The sequence below is a fragment of the Ramlibacter sp. P4_H7 genome, from assembly GCF_056400765.1.
Map to the genome: position 1 here is coordinate 46,852 of NZ_JBFUKP010000022.1, position 21,741 is coordinate 68,592.

General features: G+C 69.1%; 21 protein-coding genes. 7 read left to right on the top strand and 14 right to left on the bottom strand.

Annotated features, from left to right (window positions below):
* The first annotated feature begins 114 nt into the window (after positions 1-114).
* The 3 genes from fnr to AC1DSA_RS22855 all read left to right on the top strand — a co-directional run bounded on the left by fnr (position 115) and on the right by AC1DSA_RS22855 (position 2,548).
* Positions 115-879, top strand: coding sequence for a fumarate/nitrate reduction transcriptional regulator Fnr (gene fnr / locus AC1DSA_RS22845; RefSeq protein ID WP_477893196.1), 765 nt, complete (start codon positions 115-117; stop codon positions 877-879).
* A gap of 182 nt (positions 880-1,061) precedes the next feature.
* Complete coding sequence (locus tag AC1DSA_RS22850) at positions 1,062-1,301, top strand: CsbD family protein (protein WP_477893197.1); 240 nt, start codon at positions 1,062-1,064, stop codon at positions 1,299-1,301.
* A 248-nt stretch (positions 1,302-1,549) separates the two neighbouring features.
* The gene (locus tag AC1DSA_RS22855) at positions 1,550-2,548 is read left to right on the top strand and encodes an ABC transporter substrate-binding protein (protein ID WP_477893198.1); all 999 of its coding nucleotides are present in this window, start codon (positions 1,550-1,552) and stop codon (positions 2,546-2,548) included.
* Positions 2,549-2,634: 86 nt separating this feature from the next.
* Here the strand turns inward: AC1DSA_RS22855 and AC1DSA_RS22860 are convergent, their stop codons facing one another.
* The 3 genes from AC1DSA_RS22860 to AC1DSA_RS22870 form a co-directional block, all read right to left on the bottom strand.
* Positions 2,635-5,451, bottom strand: coding sequence for a penicillin-binding protein 1A (locus AC1DSA_RS22860; protein ID WP_477893199.1), 2,817 nt, complete (start codon positions 5,449-5,451; stop codon positions 2,635-2,637).
* Positions 5,452-5,679: 228 nt separating this feature from the next.
* Positions 5,680-6,327 carry a response regulator gene (locus AC1DSA_RS22865; RefSeq protein WP_477893200.1) on the bottom strand — a complete coding sequence of 216 codons (648 nt, stop codon included), beginning with the start codon at positions 6,325-6,327 and terminating at the stop codon, positions 5,680-5,682.
* Entirely contained in the window at positions 6,324-7,382 is a 1,059-nt protein-coding gene (locus AC1DSA_RS22870) for a sensor histidine kinase (protein WP_477893201.1), read from the bottom strand. Before AC1DSA_RS22870 ends, AC1DSA_RS22865 begins: the two co-directional genes overlap by 4 nt.
* A 194-nt stretch (positions 7,383-7,576) precedes the next feature.
* On the opposite strand from AC1DSA_RS22870, the gene AC1DSA_RS22875 reads away from it, so the two are divergent.
* Positions 7,577-8,320 carry a hypothetical protein gene (locus AC1DSA_RS22875; protein WP_477893202.1) on the top strand — a complete coding sequence of 248 codons (744 nt, stop codon included), beginning with the start codon at positions 7,577-7,579 and terminating at the stop codon, positions 8,318-8,320.
* Here AC1DSA_RS22875 and AC1DSA_RS22880 read toward each other — a convergent pair.
* Positions 8,289-10,772, bottom strand: a complete 2,484-nt coding sequence (locus AC1DSA_RS22880) for a sensor domain-containing protein (RefSeq protein WP_477893203.1) — start codon at positions 10,770-10,772, stop codon at positions 8,289-8,291. The genes AC1DSA_RS22875 and AC1DSA_RS22880 overlap by 32 nt on opposite strands.
* Positions 10,773-10,910: 138 nt before the next feature.
* On the opposite strand from AC1DSA_RS22880, the gene AC1DSA_RS22885 reads away from it, so the two are divergent.
* Positions 10,911-11,333 (top strand): response regulator, encoded by a 423-nt coding sequence (locus AC1DSA_RS22885; RefSeq protein WP_477893204.1) that lies wholly within the window; start codon positions 10,911-10,913, stop codon positions 11,331-11,333.
* A 90-nt stretch (positions 11,334-11,423) separates the two neighbouring features.
* On the opposite strand, the gene AC1DSA_RS22890 is transcribed toward AC1DSA_RS22885, so the two are convergent.
* From AC1DSA_RS22890 to AC1DSA_RS22930, 9 genes are all read right to left on the bottom strand, one after another.
* Positions 11,424-11,723, bottom strand: coding sequence for a hypothetical protein (locus tag AC1DSA_RS22890; RefSeq protein WP_477893205.1), 300 nt, complete (start codon positions 11,721-11,723; stop codon positions 11,424-11,426).
* A gap of 54 nt (positions 11,724-11,777) precedes the next feature.
* Complete coding sequence (locus AC1DSA_RS22895) at positions 11,778-12,035, bottom strand: FixH family protein (RefSeq protein WP_477893206.1); 258 nt, start codon at positions 12,033-12,035, stop codon at positions 11,778-11,780.
* A gap of 13 nt (positions 12,036-12,048) precedes the next feature.
* Entirely contained in the window at positions 12,049-13,464 is a 1,416-nt protein-coding gene (ccoG, locus tag AC1DSA_RS22900) for a cytochrome c oxidase accessory protein CcoG (protein ID WP_477893207.1), read from the bottom strand.
* A gap of 804 nt (positions 13,465-14,268) precedes the next feature.
* Positions 14,269-15,186 (bottom strand): cytochrome-c oxidase, cbb3-type subunit III, encoded by a 918-nt coding sequence (gene ccoP, locus AC1DSA_RS22905; protein ID WP_477893208.1) that lies wholly within the window; start codon positions 15,184-15,186, stop codon positions 14,269-14,271.
* A gap of 10 nt (positions 15,187-15,196) precedes the next feature.
* A complete protein-coding gene (locus tag AC1DSA_RS22910) occupies positions 15,197-15,337 on the bottom strand; it encodes a cbb3-type cytochrome oxidase subunit 3 (RefSeq protein ID WP_477893209.1) in 141 nt (46 codons plus the stop codon).
* A gap of 14 nt (positions 15,338-15,351) precedes the next feature.
* Entirely contained in the window at positions 15,352-15,981 is a 630-nt protein-coding gene (gene ccoO / locus AC1DSA_RS22915) for a cytochrome-c oxidase, cbb3-type subunit II (protein WP_477893210.1), read from the bottom strand.
* 19 nt (positions 15,982-16,000) lie between these two features.
* Complete coding sequence (gene ccoN / locus AC1DSA_RS22920) at positions 16,001-17,437, bottom strand: cytochrome-c oxidase, cbb3-type subunit I (RefSeq protein WP_477893211.1); 1,437 nt, start codon at positions 17,435-17,437, stop codon at positions 16,001-16,003.
* A gap of 683 nt (positions 17,438-18,120) precedes the next feature.
* Positions 18,121-18,258: a cbb3-type cytochrome oxidase assembly protein CcoS gene (gene ccoS, locus AC1DSA_RS22925; protein WP_477893212.1), complete on the bottom strand. Its 138-nt coding sequence runs from the start codon at positions 18,256-18,258 to the stop codon at positions 18,121-18,123.
* Complete coding sequence (locus tag AC1DSA_RS22930) at positions 18,258-20,549, bottom strand: heavy metal translocating P-type ATPase (protein WP_477893213.1); 2,292 nt, start codon at positions 20,547-20,549, stop codon at positions 18,258-18,260. Before AC1DSA_RS22930 ends, ccoS begins: the two co-directional genes overlap by 1 nt.
* A 100-nt stretch (positions 20,550-20,649) precedes the next feature.
* Between AC1DSA_RS22930 and AC1DSA_RS22935 the strand changes: the two genes are divergently transcribed.
* Together AC1DSA_RS22935 and AC1DSA_RS22940 are read left to right on the top strand one after the other, a co-directional pair.
* Entirely contained in the window at positions 20,650-21,093 is a 444-nt protein-coding gene (locus AC1DSA_RS22935) for a universal stress protein (RefSeq protein WP_477893214.1), read from the top strand.
* 39 nt (positions 21,094-21,132) lie between these two features.
* Entirely contained in the window at positions 21,133-21,555 is a 423-nt protein-coding gene (locus tag AC1DSA_RS22940; protein ID WP_477893215.1) for a universal stress protein, read from the top strand.
* Here the strand turns inward: AC1DSA_RS22940 and AC1DSA_RS22945 are convergent.
* The coding region (locus AC1DSA_RS22945) for a hypothetical protein (protein ID WP_477893216.1) at positions 21,556-21,741 on the bottom strand (186 nt) is incomplete at its 5' end.

Sequence of the window (21,741 nt, forward strand, 5' to 3'; positions counted from 1 at the left end):
GTGCGGGAGGGGAAGGCCGTCCCGGTTGATCTGAGTCAATCGCGGGGCCAGATCGCCCGGGACAATTTGACGCATGTCAGAGGCCCTTCCATGCACGCCCCCGTGAGAACACCGATGCCCCTCAACGCTGCCAACGACCCCGCCCCGTCCCGGCTGACTCCTGCCAGCGTCAAGGTGGCCTGCTCCAACTGCAGCCTGCGCGAGCTGTGCATGCCCATGGGACTGTCCGAGGAGGAGCTGGCCAAGATCGACGACCTGATCGCCAGCCGGCGCAAGATCAAGCGCAAGACGGCCCTGTTCCGCAACGGCGAAAAATTCCACGCGCTGTACGCCATCCGCACCGGCGTCTTCAAGACCTCCGTGACGGCCGAGGACGGGCGCGACCAGGTCACCGGCTTCCAGATGGCGGGCGAGATCGTGGGCCTGGACGGCATCGTCAACGACCACCACACCTGCGACGCGATCGCCCTGGAGGACGCCGAGGTGTGCGTGCTGCCCTTCGACCGCATCGGCGAGCTGTCGCGCGAGGTGGGCGCGCTGCAGCACCACCTGCACCGTGTCATGAGCCGCGAGATCGTGCGGGAGCACGGCGTGATGCTGCTGCTGGGGACCATGCGCGCCGAGGAGCGCCTGGCCGCCTTCCTGCTGAACCTGGTGCAGCGCCTGCAGACGCGGGGCTTTTCCCGCTCCGAACTGGTGCTGCGCATGACGCGCCAGGAAATCGGCAGCTACCTGGGCCTGAAGCTGGAAACCGTCAGCCGCACCTTCTCCCGCTTCGCCGAGGAAGGAATGATCGACGTGCACCAGCGCCACGTGCGCATCGTCGACGTCGAGCGGCTCAAGGCCGTGCTGGCCCAGCCCGGCGGCACCTGCGTCTAGCGGCTCCGGACCGGCAGAGCTTCCTCCTCACCGCCGGCTGCCGTTGCCTTCAACACCAGCCCCAGCCGCACCGCGTCCTCGGCTGTAGGACCTCGCGGACGGCCGGAGAGGCCATCGTTGCCCTGTGCGGGCCCCGCCCGCGGCCCAAGATGAGAGGCATCAACCACTCATGGGAGTCAGACATGAACAAGCAGCAAGTCAAGGGCATGACCAACCGCGTCACCGGCGAGATCAAGCAGCAGGTGGGCCGCCTCACCGGCGACAGCAGCACCGTGGCGCGCGGCGAGGCGCGGGAGGTCAAGGGCCGCGTGCAGCAGGGGCTGGGCGATGCCAAGGAAGTGGTGCGCCACGAAGAGCGTGAACTCGACGAGCGCGAGTTGAGCGACATCGAGCGCGAGCGCGCCCTCAAGCGCGACCGCTGAGCCAGCGGAACCAGGGAGAAAAGCCGGGAAATCCCCGGCTTCTTTCATTGCGACGGGGGAATCCTGCAGGGCGCACCCCGGACCAAGGGGTAAGGCCGTGCCGTCCCCCGGCTTGATGCGGGCATGCCGTCGCAGGTCTTGCAGAACTCCGGGCGCCCTGCCGGGTTTGCCGGCCTTTCCCCACCCTTGCTCCCGGTGTGCGACAGGCGCCTAATCCATCTCGTATCGAAGCTCATGGAGAAACAAGAATGGCCCTGCTCCGGCGCTTGTTCCTTTCCCTGCCGGCCGCCGCATTCGCGCGAGCGGGCTGGGCCAACGAGAAGCAGCCCCTGAAAGTGGGCGTACTGCTCAACGGCGAGGCCGGCACGCCGCTGGCGGAAGCTGCTCTCAAGACCCTTCGGCAATCGTTTGCGGCCTTGGGGTACGAAGAGGGCCGAAGCCTCGCTCTCAGGGTGGGGTATGCGGCGGGCCGCCTCGAACGCCATCCCGCCCTCGCGAAGGAATTGATCGAGGCCAACGTCGACCTGATCTTTGCGTTGGGCGGGCCCGCCGCGCGCGCTGCGGCCAATGCAACCAGCAGGATCCCGGTGGTGTTTTCGATCGTCACCGACCCGGTTGCGCTGGGCCTGGTCCAGTCGATGCAGGCGCCGGGCGGCAATGTCACGGGCATCACGAATCTGGACCCCGGCCAGGGGGGTGCCCAGATGAAACTGCTGCGCGAACTCGCGCCCTCGATCTCCAGGGTCGCGATTCTCAGCGATGCCGACATCCCAGGAGCCGATGCCAGCGGCTTTGCGCCGATCGAACGCGACAACCTCGCCGCCGCAGCGGACTCCGGCTTCACTGCCAGGGTCATCAAGCTGAAGGGGCCGACCCCTGATCTCGACGGATTATTTTCCGAGCTGGCGCAGCAGGGTGCGCAGGCCGTCGTGGTGCTCGAAGTGCCGGTCACGCTGTTTCACCGCCAGAAGATCGGCGGCCTGGCCCTGTCCCATCGGATGCCAAGCCTCTTTCCCGGCGGCACGTCGGACGCCGGGGGCTTGCTCAACTATGGAACGACCGTTGCCGATACCTGGGCGCGCATGCCGGCGATCGCCCAACGGATCGTGAACGGAAGCCCGCCCGGCAGCGTGCCGGTCGAAGTGGTGACACGCCGCGAACTGGTGCTCAACCTGAAGACAGCCAGGGAGATCGGCCTCACGGTTCCCAAGGCGATCGTGGACCGAGCGGATCGCCGCATCGAGTGAGCCGAGTCTTCGCGCGAGCGTGACCAGTCGCAACGTCTCGGCGAGGAAGTCATGCTTCGCGAAGAGGGTCCGCTGCTTGGCGACCCCTATTGCGACGCGTCGCCGCCCGTGCTGCCGATGGCCGCGCCCACCGGCGCCACCGGCGTGGCCGGGGCGCTGCCACTGTCGCCGTCGCCGGCAGCGGTGCCAGCCGCCGCGGGCGCACGCTGCGTGCCCGTGCTGCTGGTGGCCGTGTTGGGACGGGCAGGAGTGACCGTCAACACGTCCCGGGGATTGGCGCCCATCGCCGAGGTCGGTGCGCCGGACGTCGTCGAAGGCGATCCCGTCGCGGACGGCGAGCCCGAGGGGATCGTCACCACGCGTGCATTCGGACCCGAGGCGCGGCCCGCGTCCGCCGGAGCCAGGGGATCGGTCGTCGTGCGGGCCGAGGCTTCCGGCGCGCGGTAGACCTGCGTTCCCGGGATGGTGTCCACCGGCCGCGCGCTGTCCGCCGGACGCGCCGTCTCCAGCGGCCGCGGGAACACGGGCACGCGCTGCGGCTCCACCACCACGGGCGCGTTGGGGCTCACGGCCGGACCGGCCACGGGTGCCTGCGCGGCGGTGTCGACCGGCCGCGGCGGGGGCTCCAGCACTGGCGGGTCCAGCTTGACCTCAGGCAGCTGCGTCTCGGGCACGGCCGCCACCGTGGGGTCGCCGGCCGTGGGCGGCGTTCTGAACACGCTGTTCCACCAGTCGCCGGCGCGATCGAGCAGCGTGGGTTCGTCCTGGATGCGCGGGGCGGCGAAGGCGGCCTTGGGATCGAGCTTGCCGGCCTTGACCGATTGCTGCAGGAAGTCGCCGACGATGAACAGCGCGTTGTGCGCGCCCTGCCCCCAGTATTCGCTGCGCATCGTGACGCGGTTGTCGTTGAAGCCCATCCAGGCGCCGGCCACCAGCTGGGGATGCATCGCGATGAACCAGCCATCGGTGTTGTCCTGGGTGGTGCCGGTCTTGCCCGCGAGGTCGAGCCCGTTGAGCCCGAAGCGCGGGCGCAGGCCGGCGGCGGTGCCGCCGTCGATCACGCCACGCATCACGTCCAGCAGCACCTGGGCGGCGTTGTTGGCCAGCGCCTGCTCCGGCGCCCGCGGGGCGAAGCTCTCCAGCACGTTGTGTTGCCGGCTCTCCACCGCCGTGACGATCTGCGGCTCGATGTAGCCGCCGCCGTTGGCGATGGTGGCGAACGAGGTGACCATTTCCTTGAGCGTCACCGGGCTGGTGCCCAGCGCCAGCGACGGCACCTCGTCCAGCTTGCTCTGGCGCACGCCCATGGAACGCGCCAGCGCCGCCACGCGGGACGGCCCCACGCGCATCATCAGCTGCGCCGTGATGGTGTTCTTGGACTGGGCCAGGCCGTCGCGCAGCGTCATCGGCTGGTTGGTCATCCCGTGGATGTCGGTGGGGCGCCAGGTCTTGTTGCGGTCGATCTGGATCTCCACCGGCCCGTCGATGAAGGTCTCGTTGGGCTGCACGCCCATGTCGAACGCCGCGCCGTACACGAAGGGCTTGAAGGTCGATCCGGGCTGGCGGCGCGCCTGCTGCACGTGGTCGAACTTGTCGGCGGCGTAGTCGCGGCTGCCCACCCAGGCCTTCACCGCGCCGGTGGCCGGCTCGATGGCGAGGAAGCCGGCCTGCAGCTGGGTCTTCTGCCGCCGCAGGTCCGCCATGAATTCCGCGTTGCCCTGCAGCTGCTGCAGCGCTTCCTCGTCGCTCGCGCCCTTGTCGCGCGCCTGCCGGTATTCCAGCGAGTCCTTGATCCAGCTCTTCACCAGGTCACGGTTGCTGTTCCAGAAGTATTCGAACGGCGCCGTGCGGCCGCGGGCGGCGACGTAGGCCGCGGGGTCGCTGCCCAGGCCGGCCACGTTCTTGCCGCTCCATTCGACGTCCGCCACCGCCTGCAGCGCCTTGCCCTGGCGCTGCACGGCCTGGTTGGCGATGTCCTGCAGGCGCGAATCGATGGTGGTGCGCACCACCAGGCCGTCCGAGTAGACGTTGTAGTCGTGCCGGTCGGCCCACTGGAGCAGCCAGCGGCGCAGGTATTCGGCCAGGTGCGGGGCGTCGCCCGTGCTCTCCTGCAGCCGCTCGAAATTGAGCTTCAGCGGCTGCGCCTTCAGCTGCTCGAAGCGCGCCGCGTCCAGCTTGTCCGCCTTGACCATCATCGCCAGCACGGTGTTGCGCCGCTGCAGGGCGCGCTCGGGATTCATCACCGGGTTGTAGTACGCCGTGCCCTTGAGCATGCCCACCAGCGTGGCGGCCTCCACCTCGTTCAGGTTCTTCGCCGGCTTGTCGAAGTAGGTGCGCGCGGCCATCTCGATGCCCCACGCGTTGTAGAGGAAGGACACGGAGTTCAGGTAGCTCTCCAGGATCTCGTCCTTGCTGTACACCGCCTCGATCTTCAGCGCGGTGATCGCCTCCTTGACCTTGCGGGTGACGGTCTGCTCGCGCCCGATCTGCTCCGGGTACAGGTTGCGGGCGAGCTGCTGCGTGAGCGTGGAGCCGCCCTCCACGTCGCCCGTCGCGGTGTTCAGCACGGCCTTGCCGGTGCGCACGAGGTCGATGCCGTGGTGCTTGTAGAAGCGCTTGTCCTCGGTGGCCAGCAGCGCCTGAACCACCTTGGGCGAAATGTCCGCGAGCTTCACCCAGTCGCGGTTGGCGCGGCGGAACACCGCCAGCTCCTTGCCGTCGGCGGACAGCACCACCGAGGGCGACTCCTGCCGGGACTTGCGGATGTCGCCGATGCCGGGGGTGAAGGGATAGATGGCGGCGACGTACAGCACGACCGCCAGGGGCAGCGCCGCCGCGGTCTTGACCGGATGCCGCCGGATCCAGGCGCCCGCGCGGCGCAGGCGCTCACCGATCCTGGCCATGCACCGCTCCCTCGATTGCTCGCTTCATGTCCATCCTTGCTGGGTAGAACACGAATCTAGAAGGCGGGCAGGTGGCGCGACTGTAGGACGGCTGCGCGACGGAGCGGCGGCTTTGCCGCCAGCCGATGCCGTGCGGCGACTACGCGGCAGAGCCAGGCATGCCGCGCCCATGGAAAGCACTCGCGATGGAAGTAGGATTCGCGCGGTGTCGCCGCGCGACGGACGCGCTCAGACCGGGTCGGCGAGCCCGTTCTTGATGGCGTAGCGCACCAGCTCGGTCTGGTTGGCCAGCCCCAGTTTCTGCATCAGGTTGGCCTTGTGCGTGCTGACGGTCTTGACCGAGAGATTCAGCTTGTGGGCGATGTCGGTGACCCCATCGCCCGCCACCAGCAGCCGGAACACCTCGAACTCGCGGTCCGACAGGGTCTCGTGCGGCAGGCCGCCGCCGCCGCCGCCCGGCATCGCACCCAGCGCCAGCTGTTCGGCCACTTCCGCGCTGATGTAGGCGCCGCCCGAGGCGATCTTGCGGATCGCCTGCTCCAGCTGGCCGGACGCACTTTCCTTGGTGAGGTAGCCGCTGGCGCCCGACTTGATCGCGCGCACCGCGTACTGCATCTCCTGGTGCATGCTCAGCACCAGGATGCGCAGGCGCGGCTTTTCGGCCTTCACCAGCTTGATCAGCTCCATGCCGCTGCGGCCCGGCATGGACAGGTCCAGCAGCAGCACGTCGAAGTCGAGCTCGCGCACGGCCTTCATCACGGCGGTGCCGTCGGCGGCCTCGCCCACCACCTGGAAATCCTCGACGTCCCCGACGATGCGCTTGAGCCCCTCGCGGACGATGGCGTGGTCGTCGGCGAGGACGATGCGCACCGTCATGGCTTGCGCTGCCCGATCGGGATGCGGGCCTCGACCCGCGTCCCGGTGCCGGGCGCGCTTTCCACCTTGACGTCGCCGCGCATCAGCATGGCCCGTTCGCGCAGGCCCACCAGCCCCAGCGACTGCGGCTTGCGCGGCGCCGTGGGCCGGAAGCCGATGCCGTCGTCCTGCACGAACAGCACGAGGTCGGCGCCCAGCATCTTGAGCCCCACCTGCACCCGGGTGGCGCGCGCGTGCTTGCCCACGTTGGCCAGCGACTCCTGGACGATGCGGAACACGCCGGTGGCGAAGGGCTCTTCCAGCTCCAGCGTTTCGTCGACCAGCAGTTCGCAGGGAATGCCCGTGCGCTGGGTGAAGTTCTGCGCCACCCATTCGATGGCGGGCACCAGGCCCAGGTCGTCCAGCACCAGCGGGCGCAGGTCGGCCGCGATCCGGCGCACCGAAGCGACCGCCGTGTCCAGCATGGACAGCATGGTGGTGATCTTGTCCCGGGCGACGGCGTTGTCCTCGGCGACGTGGTCGCGCATCCAGATGGTGTCCATCTTCAGCGCGGTGAGCGACTGCGCCAGTTCGTCGTGCAGTTCGCGGGCGATGCGCGATTTCTCCTGCTCGCGCACACCGGAGGATTCCGCGGCGAAGGACGCCAGTTCGGACTGGGCGCGCACGCGCTCCGTGATGTCGCGCAGGATGACGGTGTAGAGCTTGCCCTCGGGCGTCTGCAACTGCGAGATGGACGCTTCGATCGGGAATTCGGTGCCGTTCTTGCGCAGCCCGTACAGGACGGTCTGGTCGCCCATCCGGCGGGAGGTGGTGCCGGTGGCCCCGAAGCGCCGCACCTGCTGGTTGTGGCCGTCCCGGTAGCGCTCGGGCAGCAGCAGGTCCAGCGGCTTGCCCAGGACTTCCTCGCCGGTCCAGCCGAACATCTTCTCGGCGGAGCGGTTGTACATCACGATGCGCTGGGCGTCGTTGACGCTGATGATCCCGTCCATCGCGGAGTCCAGCAGCCCCGCGAGGCGGCTGGCGGCGTTCGAGTCGGCGAGCAGGGAAAAGGGCACAGCGGGTCTTTCTTCGGGTCCCCGAAATTACAGCACAACCGCAGGGCCCGCCCCGAGCCCCCCTCCCCAGTCCCCAGCTCTGCCTTGCATCACGGGGGCGCGCCGCCGTCCTACACCCCCTGCGGCCGCGCCATGACATTCTCGGCGCGAGCGCCGTCGTGTCGGCGCGGCAACCCACTCCCACAGCCTTCGTGTTGGCCATCGAACCGACCCTCCCCACCCCCGCCGGGGCCGTGCCGCCGGCCGGCGACACCGGCCCGCAGCGGCTGCGCAGCCTGGCGCGCGCCGCCCAGCACGACATCCTGCGCCGGCTGACGCCGCCGCTGCGGCACGACATGGTGGTGCACCTGCAGTCGCTGGGCCTGATGGCCGAGGCGCTGTCCGCGCGCATGGAACGCAGGACGGTGCCGACGGACGAACTCCAATCGTCCGTCTCCCGGCTCAACCGCCTGTCGCGGCAGGCGGTCGCCCGCTGCCTTGACGTGTGCACGTGGATGGAGCCGGCGGAACACGACGCCACCGCCCTGCGCGAAGCGGTTTCGGAAGTGGTGCAGCTGCTTTCGACCAGCCTCAATTTCCGCGGCTTCGCGCTGCGCTTCGAGCCGGGCGACGGCGATATCGAGGTTTCGCGCAGCGCCGTGCGCTTCCTGCTGGCCGCGGCGATCCTGACGCTCACCGACGGCGCGCCCGGGCCCGGCGAAGTGGCGGTGCGCAGCGAGCACTCCAGCACCCACGGCGTGGTGGCGGTGCACTACCTGCCGCTGCCGGAAGGCACGTTCACCCAGCCGCACGAACCGGGCGAGGCCCCGCTGTCCTGGGTGGAGGTGCAGGCGCTCGCCACCCAGCACGGCGTGGAGCTGCTGCGCAACGGCCCGGCGATCGTCCTGCGCCTGCCGCGGGCAGTGGTCACGACGCCACTGAAGATGGTTCCGGTGTGAGGGCCGGCGGGGCGCCGCGCTGCGCGGCGTCCAGGAATTCCTCCAGCTGGTCGAGTGGCAGCGGCCGGCAGAACAGGTAGCCTTGGTAGCGCTGGCAGCCCTGCCGCGCGAGGAAGTCGCGCTGCTCGGGCGTCTCCACCCCCTCGGCGATCACCTCCAGCCCCAGGTTGCGGCACAGGCCGATGATCGTGCCGGCGATGGCGGCATCGTTGCCGTCGGTGAGGATGTCCTTGACGAAGGAGCGATCGATCTTGAGCTCGTCGATCGGCAGCAGCTTCAGGTAGGACAGCGCGGAATAGCCGATGCCGAAGTCGTCGACCGACAGCCGCACGCCCACTTCCTTCAGGTTGCGCATCCGGGCGATGGTCGCGTCGAGGTGGTCGGCCAGCAGGCTCTCGGTCAGTTCCAGCTTGAGCTTGCCCGGCGCGATGCCCGCGCGGCGCACGGCGCCCACCACCTCGTCGATGAACTCGGGGTCGCGGAACTGGCGCACGCTGACGTTGACCGAGATGCCCAGGTGCGCACGATCCGGCCGCTGCGACCACGCGGCCAGCTGCGCGCACGCCTCCTGCAGCACCCACTGGCCGATCGGCACCACCAGCGAGGTCTCCTCCGCGGTCGGGACGAACTGGCCGGGCGGCACGTCGCCGCGCAGCGGATGCTCCCAGCGCAGCAGCGCCTCCACCCCCGTCGTGCGGCCGTCCATGCCCACCTGCGGCTGGTACTCGATGCGCAGCTGGCGGTCGTTCCAGGCCTGCCGCAGGTCCGCCGCCAGCGCCGCGTTGGCGCTCGCCACCGCCTGCATCTCCGGATCGAAGAAGCGCACCGTGTTGCGCCCCGCCGCCTTGGCCTGGTACATGGCCAGGTCCGCCTGCTTCAGCAGCTCGCTCACGCTGGAGGGCGTGCGGCCGAACAGCGTGACGCCGATGCTGCAGGTGCTGTGGTGCAGGTAGCCCGGCAGCACATACGACTCGCCGAGGGCGTCCAGGATGCGCTGGCTCACGACCTGCGCCGCCGTCAGCGGGTCGAGCGGCTTCTCCGGCGTGTTCTCCAGCAGCACCACGAACTCGTCGCCGCCCAGCCGCGCGACCAGGTCGCCCTTGGCGATGCAGTTGCGCAGGCGCCGCGCCACCTGCTGCAGCAGCAGGTCGCCCTTCTGGTGGCCCAGCGTGTCGTTGAGCACCTTGAAGTTGTCGAGGTCGATGAACATCAGCGCGCCGTCGTGGCGGTGCGCAGGGTCCGCGACCACGGCGTCCAGCCGGTCCAGCAGCATCTGGCGGTTCGGCAGCTGCGTCAGCGGGTCGTAGAACGCCAGGTACTGGATCTTCTCCTCGTCGCGCTTGCGTTCGGTGATGTCGCGTCCCACCGCCACCCAGTGCGTCAGGCGGCGGGCGTCGTCCCACACCGGCGACACGTCCAGGTCGACCCAGTAGGGCTCGCCCTCCTTGGTGTAGTTGATCAGGTCGACCCGCACGCGCTCCCATTGCTCCAGCGCGGCGCGAATGCGGTCCAGCCGGGGCCGCTGCGTGTCGGGCCCCTGCAGGAACCGGGGCGAGCGGCCGATCACCTCCTCGCGCGTGTAGCCGGTGCGCCGCTCGAAGGCCTCGTTGACGAACACGATGCGAGGACCCGGCGCGCGGAACGGCGCGGCCTCGGTGATGATGACGATGTCGTTCAGGCGGGCGATGCTGCCCTCCAGCAGCATCAGGTGCTGCTGCGCGCTGCGTCGCGCCGAGACGTCGCGCAGGTGCAGGGCGAGCCCGGCGCCGAAGGGAAAGCCGCGCAGCTCCAGCCAGTGGTTCACCTGCGCATCCAGCTCCTCCAGCTCGATCGCCTCGCGCCGCTCCAGCGCCTGCAGGAAGCGCTCTTCCAGCGCCAGCCGCGCGCGCTTCTGGAAGAAGCCCCAGATCTTGCGCCCCACCAGGGCTGCGCCGCCGGCGCCCAGCAGCTGCTCGGCCTGCTCGTTGGCATAGCTGATGCGGCCCTGCGCGTCGAGGGTGACGAAGGCCTCGACGCTGCCGAGCGCGCCGCCCATGCTGACCGCGTGGTGCAGCAGCGTGCCGGGCACATGGCCGGCCGGTGCGATCTCCTGCACCAGGCCTTCCGCGCCGACGATCGCGCCGGCCTCGTCGCGCAGCGGCTGGCCGAGGCAGCGCACCCAGATCCGCCGCCCCTGCAGCGTGCGCACCTGCACCTCCACGTCGAACGGCGTGCCGTCCCGCTCGCACGCCTGCAGCCGGGCCTGCAGTTCGGGCTGGTGTTCCTCGACGTAATGCGACAGCGCCAGCGGAAACTCCGGCGTGTAGCCGGCCGGTGCGCCGTGCAGCCGGGCGAGCTGGTCCGACCAGTACAGCGTGCGCTGCCGCGCATCGAGCCGCCAGAACCCGACGAAGGCGCTGCGCTCGACCAGCTGCAGCAGGTTGCCGGCGTTGTGTGCGATGACCGGATGCATGCGATTCCTTGCTGCCGATCTTACGGGTCTCTCGTCCGCAAGGCAGCGTAGTCCGGCTCCTACATGGGGACGCGCGGGCTGCCGAACCGCAGTGCTGGCTCAGGGGCTAGAGTCACGTCTCCTTGCAAAGGCTGCAGCGTGCAACTTTCGGTTTTCGTGGTCGAGGACAACGCGGAGATCCGGGAAACGCTCACGGGCGCCCTGGAAGAGTTGACCTGCGTGAAGGTGGTCGGCGGCGCGGCGACGGAAGAGGATGCGCTCGCCTGGCTCTCCGCGCGCGCCGCGTGGGACCTGCTCATCGTCGACCTGTTCCTGCATGGCGGCAGCGGCATGCGCCTGGTGCAGCACATCCAGCGCGCGCGGCCCGAGCAGAAGGTGATCGTCTTCAGCAACTACGTGAACGCCAGCGTGCGCAAGCGCTGCGCCCAGCTCGGCGTGGACGCGGTGTTCGACAAGTCCACCGAGATCGACGCGCTGGTGGACTACTGCTCGCTGCAGTGCACGCAGATGGACCTGCAGTCCGCGCCGGCGCCCCTCAGCCGCTTCGGCGGACTGGGCTGAGCCGGCCTGCGGCCGGACGAAGCGGGGCCCGGAAGGCAAAAAGCCGCCGCGGCAGTGCCGGGCGGCCTCGTGCCGGACTTCGTGCGCCTATCAGGAAGCGAGTTCGCTTTCGCGCGGGCAGGCCGCGGGACGCTGGCCCGGGTCGAACGGGCACTCGTTGACTTCGTGCGGCGCCATGCGCAGCAGCGTCGTGAGCGCGCAGGCGCCCATGCTGACGAGCCAGAACGCGAAGAACGACATCGTGTACACGGTCTGCCGCGACCAGCCGAGCGTGCGGCCGCTGGACAGCCACTGCAGTTCCAGCGGATCGACGAAGGCGAAAACCAGCAGCTCCAGCACGCAGGCGGCCATGAAGGCCGGCCAGGCAATCCACATCAGGCGGTTGGCCATCGCTACTCCCCTTTCCGTTTGTCTTTCTGTTGCTGCTGCATCGCGCCGGCGGCCTCAGGGCTTGGCCGGCGTGACCGCATGGTTGCGCCCCTGCAGCGCCGGCAACTGCGCGCGGTCGCGCGCCAGGGTCTTGTTGATCTCGATGCCGCGCCGATAGTAATCGGCTTCGACGACGGGATCGTCGGTGCGGATGGCGATCACGGCGGTCGCGATGCTGGCCACGACCACCAGGGCGGGTCCGGCGATCACCAGCCACACGTGGCCATGCTTCCACCAGGGAGTGCTGTCCTGCAGCTTGGGGTCGGTGTTCATGGGGACTCCTGGATCAGCGGGGAACGAGGAAGACGGACTTCTCGCGCACGTGGGCGTCGCCGCCGATCGTGCCGATGTCGAAATGGATGGGGTGCGAGCCTGGCGGCACCGTGCCGTAGGGCATCTGCAGCCGGACCGCCACCCAGCGCGATTCCGCGGGGCCGACCTGCACTTCGCTCTCCGAGACGACCTGCAGCCCTTCCAGGCCGTCGGCGGTGATGCGGTACTTCTGCGTGGTTTCCGTGGCGTTCATCACCTGCAGCCGGAACACGTTCTCCAGCTTGCCGCCGGGGGCGATGCGAGAGAGCGCGGCGCGGTCGCGCACCACGTCCACCCGCAGCGGCGTGCGCAGGGCCAGGCTCACCATCATCGCGGCCGTGAGCGCCACCAGCACGCCGCCGTAGATCAGGACGCGCGGCCGCAGGATGCGCCCCAGGATGAAGCTGCGGCCCGCCCCGCCCGTCTTCAGCGCATGCTGCGTCGTGAAGCGGATCAGCCCGCGCGGGTAGTTCATCTTGTCCATGACCGTGTCGCACACGTCGACGCAGGCGGCGCAGCCGATGCACTCGTACTGCAGGCCCTTGCGGATGTCGATGCCGGTGGGACACACCTGCACGCACAGTTCGCAGTCGATGCAGGAACCCAGGTTCAGGGCTTTCAGGTCGTCCTTGCGGCCGCGGGTGCCGCGCGGCTCGCCGCGCACGGCGTCATAGCTGACGATCAGCGTGTCATGGTCGAACATCGCGCTCTGGAAGCGGGCGTAGGGACACATGTACTTGCAGACCTGCTCGCGCATGAAGCCGGCGTTGCCGTAGGTGGCGAAGGCGTAGAAGAACACCCAGAACACCTCCCACGAGCCCATGCGGGTCTGCAGGAATTCCATGCCCAGTTCCTGGATGGGCGTGAAGTAGCCGACGAAGGTGAAGCCGGTCCACATGGCCACCATCACCCACAGCAGGTGCTTGAACCACTTCTTGACCAGCTTCTCCAGAGAGAACGGAGCGGCATCGAGCTTCATGCGGTGGGGCCGGTCGCCCTCCACCTTGCGCTCGATCCACAGGAACATCTCGGTGTACACGGTCTGCGGGCAGGCGAAGCCGCACCACAGGCGGCCGGCGACCGCCGTGAACAGGAACAGCGACAACGCACTGATCACCAGCACGCCGGTCAGGTAGATGAAGTCCTGCGGGTACAGGACGAAGCCGAAGATGTAGAAGCGGCGCGCGCCGAGGTCGAACAGCACGGCCTGGCGCTCGCCCCACTCCAGCCACGGCAGGCCGTAGAAGATGATCTGCGTGAGCCACACGAAGGCCCAGCGCCAGCGGGCGAAGAGGCCCGTGACGGACCGTGGATAGATCTTCTTCTCGGATGCGTAAAGACCCTGGACGTCGCCTTCGTCGTCGACCGGGGTGATGGGGATGACTTTCATTTCTCCCGATCATGCGTTCGGGGGGTGGGCGGGCACTTGACTTTGATCAGACGCAAGGAAAAAGGGGGTCCCGGGACGGTGCGAAGCTCTGCTGTGTCGGTCTTGCGTAAGCGTTTGGGGTCATTGGCGAGCGCGGGGTTGGTACGGTCGGGGGCGGCAAAGCCGCGGGCGGGCGGGCTGGGGCGCGCTGGCAGGGCGTCCGGCGCGATGCGCCGGCAAACCTGCGATGGCCGGGCGGACGGCCATCGCAGGCGCCCTGCCTTCATGCGCGCCCCAGCCCGCCCGCCCGCGGCTTTGCTGGGCGCAGTTTGCCTATTCGCAGGCCGCCGCTACGGGACGCCCTGCCCTTTCTCCACACCAGACTTCATCGGACGCGCGCTGGCGTTCCATGGCGAGCGGTCGTGGTGCCGGCATTTCAAGCAGGGCGGTGTGCGTCGCCCCAGGTGGTGTGCGGTGCGGGTCCGCATAAAGGGGTGGCGCCTGGAAGGCTGGTCCCGGCGCCGCAGCGCGGCTACGAGCGCGCCTTGGCGCGTATCGAGCCGCGCGTACGTCTCTGGCTCGCAAAACTTGTCCGAGTCTGGAGTTCGTTCGCGCGCGAACGAACTCCAGACGAGTTGTTTTGCGGGCGGCGCCGGGACCAGTCTTCCAGGTCTGCCGGCGCGCTTGCGCGACGGACGCCGCCCCAGCGGGCGCGCACCGCACACCGCCTGGGGGGACGTGGGCGCGGCCAGAACGAAGCGGCCCGCAGGCCGCCTCCCAAACCCCACCCGGACGCCCACCAACGAGCGATCCAGAAAGGATGAATCAGGGCTTCACGGTCCCCGGCTTGTTCGACAGTCCCCAGACGTACCCGGACAGCACGTGGATCTGGGCCGGGGTGAGCTTGTCTTCCTGCGCCGGCATCTGGTTGGTCTTGCCGTTCATGACCATGCTGATGATGGCCTGCTCGCCGTAGCCGTGCAGCCAGATGTCGTCGGTGAGGTTGGGCGCGCCGAGCGCGGGATTGCCCTTGCCGTCCATGCCGTGGCAGGCCGCGCACGCCGCGAACTTCGCCTTGCCCAGCTGGGCGCGCAGCGAGTCGTGCGGGCTGTTCGACAGCGACAGCACGTAGTGCGCGACGTTCTTCACGTCGTCGGCACCGCCGACGGCGGCGCCCATCGGCGGCATCATGCCGATGCGGCCCTTGGTGATGGTCTCCTTGATCTTGTCGGTGGAGCCGCCGTGCAGCCAGTCGGCGTCGGCCAGGTTGGGGAAGCCCTTGCTGCCGCGCGCGTCGGAGCCGTGGCACTGGGCGCAGTTGTTCATGAACAGCCGCTCGCCGATGGCCATGGCGTTGGCGTCGCCGGCCAGGTCCTCGGGCTTCTTGGCCGTGAACTGGGCATACAGCGGTTCCAGTTCCTTGTTGGCCAGCGCGACCTCGGCGTCGTACTCGCCCTTCTGCGTCCACTTCAGCTGGCCCTGGTAGGAGCCCAGGCCTGGATAGGCCGCCAGGTAGCCCAGGCCGAACACGATGGTGATGATGAACAGGCCGACCCACCACATGGGCAGCGGGTTGTTCATCTCGGTCAGGTCCTCGTCCCAGACGTGGCCGGTGGTGTTGTCCTTGCTGGGCGTCACCTTCTTGCGGGCGGTGATCCACAGCAGCAGGCCGCAGGCCAGCACGCTGACCAGCGTGGCGACGGCAACGTACATCGACCAGAAGCCGGTGGTGAAATCGCTCATGGTCGGGTCCTTATTCGTCTTGTTGGAAGGGGATCCGCGCGGCTTCCTCGAAGCCCTCGCGGTTGCGGCGGGACCAGGCCCAGCCGATGATGCCGATGAAGGTCGCGAGGGATACGACGGTCGCGATCTCGCGCAGGATGTTGATGTCCATGGCCGGTCCTTCCCTTACTTGAGCGCGCGGCCCAGCGATTGCAGGTAGGCCACGAGCGCGTCCATTTCAGTCTTGCCCTTGAGGTCCGCGGGCGCCTTGGCGATCTCGTCGTCGCTGTAGGGCGCGCCGACGGTGCGCAGCGCCTTCATGTGCGCCTGGATGCTGTCGGCGTCGGCCGCGTTCTTCTCCAGCCACGAGTAGGCCGGCATGTTGGACTCGGGCACCACGTCGCGCGGGTTGTTCAGGTGGATGCGATGCCATTCGTCGCTGTACTTGCCGCCCACGCGGTGCAGGTCCGGGCCGGTGCGCTTGGAACCCCACTGGAACGGGTGGTCGTACACGAACTCGCCGGCCACCGAGTAGTGGCCGTAGCGCAGCGTCTCCGCGCGGAAGGGACGGATCATCTGCGAGTGGCAGTTGTAGCAGCCTTCGCGCACGTAGATGTCGCGGCCGGCGACCTGCAGCGAGGTGTAGGGCTTCAGGCCCGCGATCGGCTCGGTGGTGGACTTCTGGAAGAACAGGGGCACGATCTCCACCAGGCCGCCGACGGCGACGACCAGCAGGATCAGCACGATCATCAGGAAGTTGTTGGTCTCGACCTTCTCGTGCGTGAAGCCGGAGGCGGGGGTTGCGTTGTCGCTCATGGTGCAATGCTTTCTGTGGTCAGGCGTGGGCGACGACCGCCGGGACATTGATGCGCACGGCGCGGCCGTTGGCCACGGTCATCCAGGTGTTCCAGGCCATCAGGATCATCCCGCCCAGGTACAGCAGGCCGCCGAGCACGCGGATCACGTAGAAGGGATAGGTCGCCTTCACCGATTCGACGAACGTGTAGGTGAGCGTTCCGTCGCCGTTGATGGCGCGCCACATCAGGCCCTGCATCACGCCGGCGATCCACATCGCTGCGATGTACAGCACGATGCCGATGGTGGCGGTCCAGAAGTGGATCTCGATCGCCTTGATGGAGTACATCTTCTTCTGGCCGAACAGGCGCGGGATCAGGTAGTACAGGGAGCCCATGGAGATCAGGCCCACCCAGCCCAGCGCGCCGGAATGCACGTGGCCGACGGTCCAGTCGGTGTAGTGCGAGAGCGCGTTGACGGTCTTGATGGACATCATCGGGCCCTCGAACGTGCTCATGCCGTAGAAGGACAGGGACACGATCAGGAAGCGCAGCACGGGGTCGTCGCGCAGCTTGTGCCAGGCGCCCGACAGGGTCATGACGCCGTTGATCATGCCGCCCCAGCTGGGCGCCAGCAGGATCAGCGAGAAGATCATGCCGACCGACTGGGTCCAGTCCGGCAGCGCGGTGTAGTGCAGGTGGTGCGGACCCGCCCACATGTACGTGAAGATCAGCGCCCAGAAGTGCACGATGGACAGGCGATAGCTGTACACCGGCCGCTCGGCCTGCTTCGGGATGAAGTAGTACATCATCCCCAGGAAGCCCGCGGTCAGGAAGAAGCCCACCGCGTTATGGCCGTACCACCACTGCACCATCGCGTCCTGCACGCCCGCGTAGGCGGAGTAGGACTTCATGAAGCCGGCGGGAACGGCGGCGCTGTTCACCAGGTGCAGCAGCGCCACGGCGATGATGAAGGAGCCGTAGAACCAGTTGGCCACGTAGATGTGCTTCACCTTGCGGATGCCGATGGTCCCGAAGAACACGATCGCGTACGACACCCACACCAGCGTGATCAGGATGTCGATCGGCCATTCGAGTTCGGCGTATTCCTTGCCGGAGGTGTAGCCCAGCGGCAGGCTGATGGCGGCCGCGACGATCACCGCCTGCCAGCCCCAGAAGGTGAAGGCGGCGAGCTTGGGCAGGAACAGCGCAACCTGCGACGTGCGCTGCACCACCCAGTAGCTGGTGGCGAACAGCGCGCAGCCGCCGAACGCGAAGATCACCGCGTTGGTGTGCAGGGGCCGCAGCCGGCCGTAGCTGAGCCACGGGATCCCGAGGTTGAGTTCAGGCCAGGCGAGCTGGGCCGCGATGAACACGCCGACGAGCATGCCCACCACACCCCAGACAACGGCCATCAACGAGAACTGCCGCACGACCGTGTCGCTGTAGATGGCAGGGGTGACGCTTGGTTGGTTCATGAAGCACCTTTTTCAGATGCTCCGAGTCTCCATTTGTCGGGTTGGGCTTCGCTTGACGAAAATCAAGTGGGGCCGGGGTGCCCGGGGAATATGTTCCTGCCGATCCGTGCCGCTCTCGGTTCGTGCGTGCGCTCTGCGACTGAGTGAGGACGCCGCACACGGTCGGGTCGCAGGGCGATGGCTACGGCGTTCGGCACAGCGCTGCGCGCTGCTACCAAATTCCCCACGCTGGAAGGCCTTGCGGCCCATCACAGGCCGGCGGTGCACTGGTGCCGTGCGGGCCGCAAGACCATCCACCGTGTGCGCCTGTGCTTTATTCGCCCCGCGACCCGACCATGCGCGGCGTTGCAGTGGGGTGGTTGCGGCGGTGGTGCACCACGGCACTGCCGCAAAGCTGCGCGCGGGCGGGCTGTCGCGTGAATAAAGCACAGGCGCCTGCGGTGGGTGATTCCGCGACCCGGACGGCGGCAATGCACTCATGGCCAATGAAGGGTCGCGGGATCGCCCGGCGCAGGGAATTCGGTAGCAGCGCGCAGCGCTGTGCCGAACGGCGTAGCCATCGCCCCGCGACCCGATCGTGCGCGGCGTACCGGCAAGGAGCAGAGCACACGCGCCGAACGCGGTAGCCATCGCGCCGCAGCCCGCCCACGCGCAGCTTTGCCGCCCCGAAAGCGGATATGCGCTCAGTCCGGACCGAGGATGCGCTCGCCTTCGGCCTCGACGCCTTCGAACTGGCCGCGCCACACGGCCCAGCCCAGGGCGCCGAGGATGACCAGCGCCAGCACCACCGACAGCGGGATCAGGAGGAAGAGGATGTCCATCAGGAAACCTGGGGCAGCCGCGCGAGGCGGGCCGCGTTGAGCACCACGAACAGGGAGCTGGCCGCCATGCCCAGGCCGGCCAGCCAAGGCGGCATCATGCCAGCCACGGCCAGCGGCACGCAGACGGCGTTGTAGAGCGCGGCCCAGGCCAGGTTCTGCCGCACCACGGCGCGCGCGCGGCGGGCCTGCACCAGCACCGCGGCCACGCCATCGAGCCGCCCGCCCTGGATGATGAAGTCCGAGCGCGCCTGCGCCACCGGCACCGATTCGCCGATGGTGATCGAGATGTCGGCGCGCGCGAGCACCGGGCCGTCGTTCATGCCGTCGCCCACCATGGCGACGCGCCGCCCCTGCTGCTGCAGGCGCGCCACGTGGTCCAGCTTGTCCTGCGGCGTCTGCCGGCCCAGGGCCTTCTGGATGCCGGCGCGCGTGGCCAGCCGCTGCACGGCGGCCGTCTGGTCCCCGGACAGCACTTCCAGCTGCAGCCCCATCTGGCGCAGCACGGCGCCGGCCGCGATGGCGCCATGCCGCAGCGCCTCGTCCAGGTCGAAGGTGGCGAGCCAGCCGCGGTGGTCGGACAGGAACACCTGCGGGTTGCCGGCCTCTTCCGAGGGACGCACGCCGCAGAAGGCGGCGGAGCCCAGCCGCACGCGGCGCGGCGTGTGGCCGGCGAGCGTGGGCAGCACGCCTTGCACGCCCTGCCCGGTGACCTCCTGCACGTCGCTCAGCTTCAGGTCCGCGCCGGCCGACGCGGCGGCGATCGCGCGCGAAGCGGGATGCAGCGAATGCCGCGCGAGCGCCGCCGCGATCTGCACGGCCTCGGCCAGCGACACGTCCTCGCGGGTGCGCACGTACCGCACCGCGATGCGGTCGGTGGTGAGCGTGCCGGTCTTGTCGAACACCACGGTGTCGATGCCGGCGCCGTCCTCCAGCGCCTCGATGCGGCGCACCAGGATGCCGCGCCGTGCCAGCGCGCCGGCGGCGGCCAGCGTGGCGGCCGGCGTGGCGAGCGACAGCGCGCACGGGCAGGTGACGATCAGCACGGCGACCGCGATCCCCAGCGCGTGCGACGGGCCCTGCGGCCACCACCACCAGGCCGCGGCCGCGGCGGCAGCGAGCACCGCCAGCAGGAAGGGCGTGGCGATGCGGTCGGCCAGCTTGGCGATGGCCGGCTTCTCGTGCGAGGCGCGTTCCATCAGGGCCACGATCTGGCCGTAGCGGGTGGCGGCGCCGACGCGCTCCACCAGCACCAGCACGCAGCCGCTCAGGTTGGCGCTGCCCGCGATCACGGGCTGGCCAGCATGCCGCGGGATCGGTGTCGATTCGCCGGTCAGCAAGGCCTCGTCCACCTGGGTGTCGCCCTCCAGGATCTGGCCGTCCGCGGGGAACACCTCGCCCGGCTGCAGGCGGATGCGGTCGCCCAGCGCGAGTCGGCGCACCGGCACGCGTTCGCTTCTGCCGTCGACACGCACGCGCTCCACCGTGTCCGGCAGCCGGCGCATCAGCGCCTCCAGCGATCCCGCGGTGCGGTCGCGCAGCCGCTGCTCCAGCAGGCGGCCGGACAGCAGGAAGAACACGAACATGGTCACCGAGTCGTACCAGACCTCGGCGCCCAGCGGGCCTTGCGGGTCGAAGGTGGCGGAGGTGCTGGCGGCGAAGGCGATCAGGATGCCGACCGACACCGGCACGTCCATGCCGACGCGGCCATGGCGCAGGTCGCGCCAGGCCGAGCCGAAGAAGGGCGTGCAGGAGAACAGCAGCACCGGCAGCGTGAGCAGCCAGGCGGCCCAGCGCAGCAGCGCGGCGACGTCGGGCGTGATCTCGCCGGGCCCGGCGACGTACGCGGGCACCGCGTACATCATCACCTGCATCATGCAGAAGCCCGCCACCAGCCAGCGCCACAGCAGCAGGCGCTGGGCCTGCCGGCGCGGCACGGCGGCCAGCTGGTCGCCCGCGGGCAGGCCGCGGTAGCCGGCGCGCTGCAGCGCGTGCAGCCACTGCGAGGGCTGCCCCTGCGACGGATTCCAGACCACGCGGGCGGTGGCGGTGGCGCCATTGACTTCGACATCGACGACGCCGGGCAGCCCGGTGAGCGCCTGTTCGATGGAGAGCGAACAGCCCGCGCAGTAGATGCCTTCGATGGCGAGGTAGGACTCCCAGCAGCCCGAGCGCCCGGGCGCGGGGCGGCTGAAGGTCTCCCATTCCTCGCGGAGGTCGATGGCCGCGGCGCCGTCCGGGGCGCTCGCCGGCACGTCGCCCACGAGGAGGGACGGAAGGGTCGCAGCTTGCATGCAGCAAGCCTAAGGGTGGCCCCGGCACCACCGGTTGACAAATGTCAACCGGCTCCGGGCGCTCCCTCGTAAGCTGTACTCATCTGGAAGGAGACTTTGCATGTACAAACGAATTCTCGTGCCCACCGACGGGTCCGCGCTGTCCAAGAAGGCCGTGAAAAGTGCCGTCGAACTCGCCGCCACCATCGGCGCCGAGGTCGTGGCCCTGAACGTGGTGCCGCGTTATCCCACCTCCTACTTCGAAGGCGGCATCTCGGTGTCGCCCAACGAGGTGGCGCGCGTGGAGAAGCAGTGGGCCGACAAGGGCCAGGAGCTGGCCGACGAAGTCGGGAAGGCCGCCGAGAAGGCGGGCGTGGTGGCCAGGGCCGTCACGGTGCGCTCCGACCTGGTCGCCGAGGCGATCCTGAACGCAGCGAAGAAGCACAAGTGCGACCTGGTCGTGATGGCGTCGCATGGCCGCCGGGGCCTCAAGCGCCTGCTGCTGGGCAGCGAGACGCAGCACGTCCTGACCCATGGCAATATCCCGGTGCTGGTCCTGCGCTGACCGGCATCCTCCCGTCACCGACAAGAAAGAAAGATCCGCATGAAGATCATCCTGGCCGCCGATGGCAGCAGCTACACCAAGAAGGCGCTGGCCTTCCTCGTCACCCATTCTGAAATCGCCGGCGGCGACGGCCACGTGGTCGTCGTCAACGTGCAGCCCGCCATGCCGCCGCGCGTCAAGAGCATGGTCGGCGCCGCCGCCGTCAACGATTACCACGCCGACGAGGCCGCCAAGGTGCTCAAGCCGATCGAGAAGTTCCTGCAGCGCCACGACATCGCCTACACGGTGCGATGGACCGTGGGCAACCCGGGCCAGGAGATCGTCAAGGCCGCCAAGAAGGAAAAGGCCCACATGGTCGTGATGGGCACGCATGGCCACGGCATCCTGGGCCGCGCCCTCCTGGGCAGCGTCGCGCAGAACGTGCTGACCGGGTGCGACATCCCCGTGCTGCTGGTGAAGTGATCAGGGGCGCGCCGAGTCCAGCACGCGCACGAGGCTGACGCGCGTGCCCGGCGGCGCGGCGGCCTGCAGCGCCAGCACCGCGGCGCGAGGCGACTGGCGCTTCGCGTCCAGCGCGAAAGACATTCCCGCCGGCTCGCGCGCCAGCCGCACGCTGGCCGGATCGACGCCGCCCACGCGGCGCGCCGC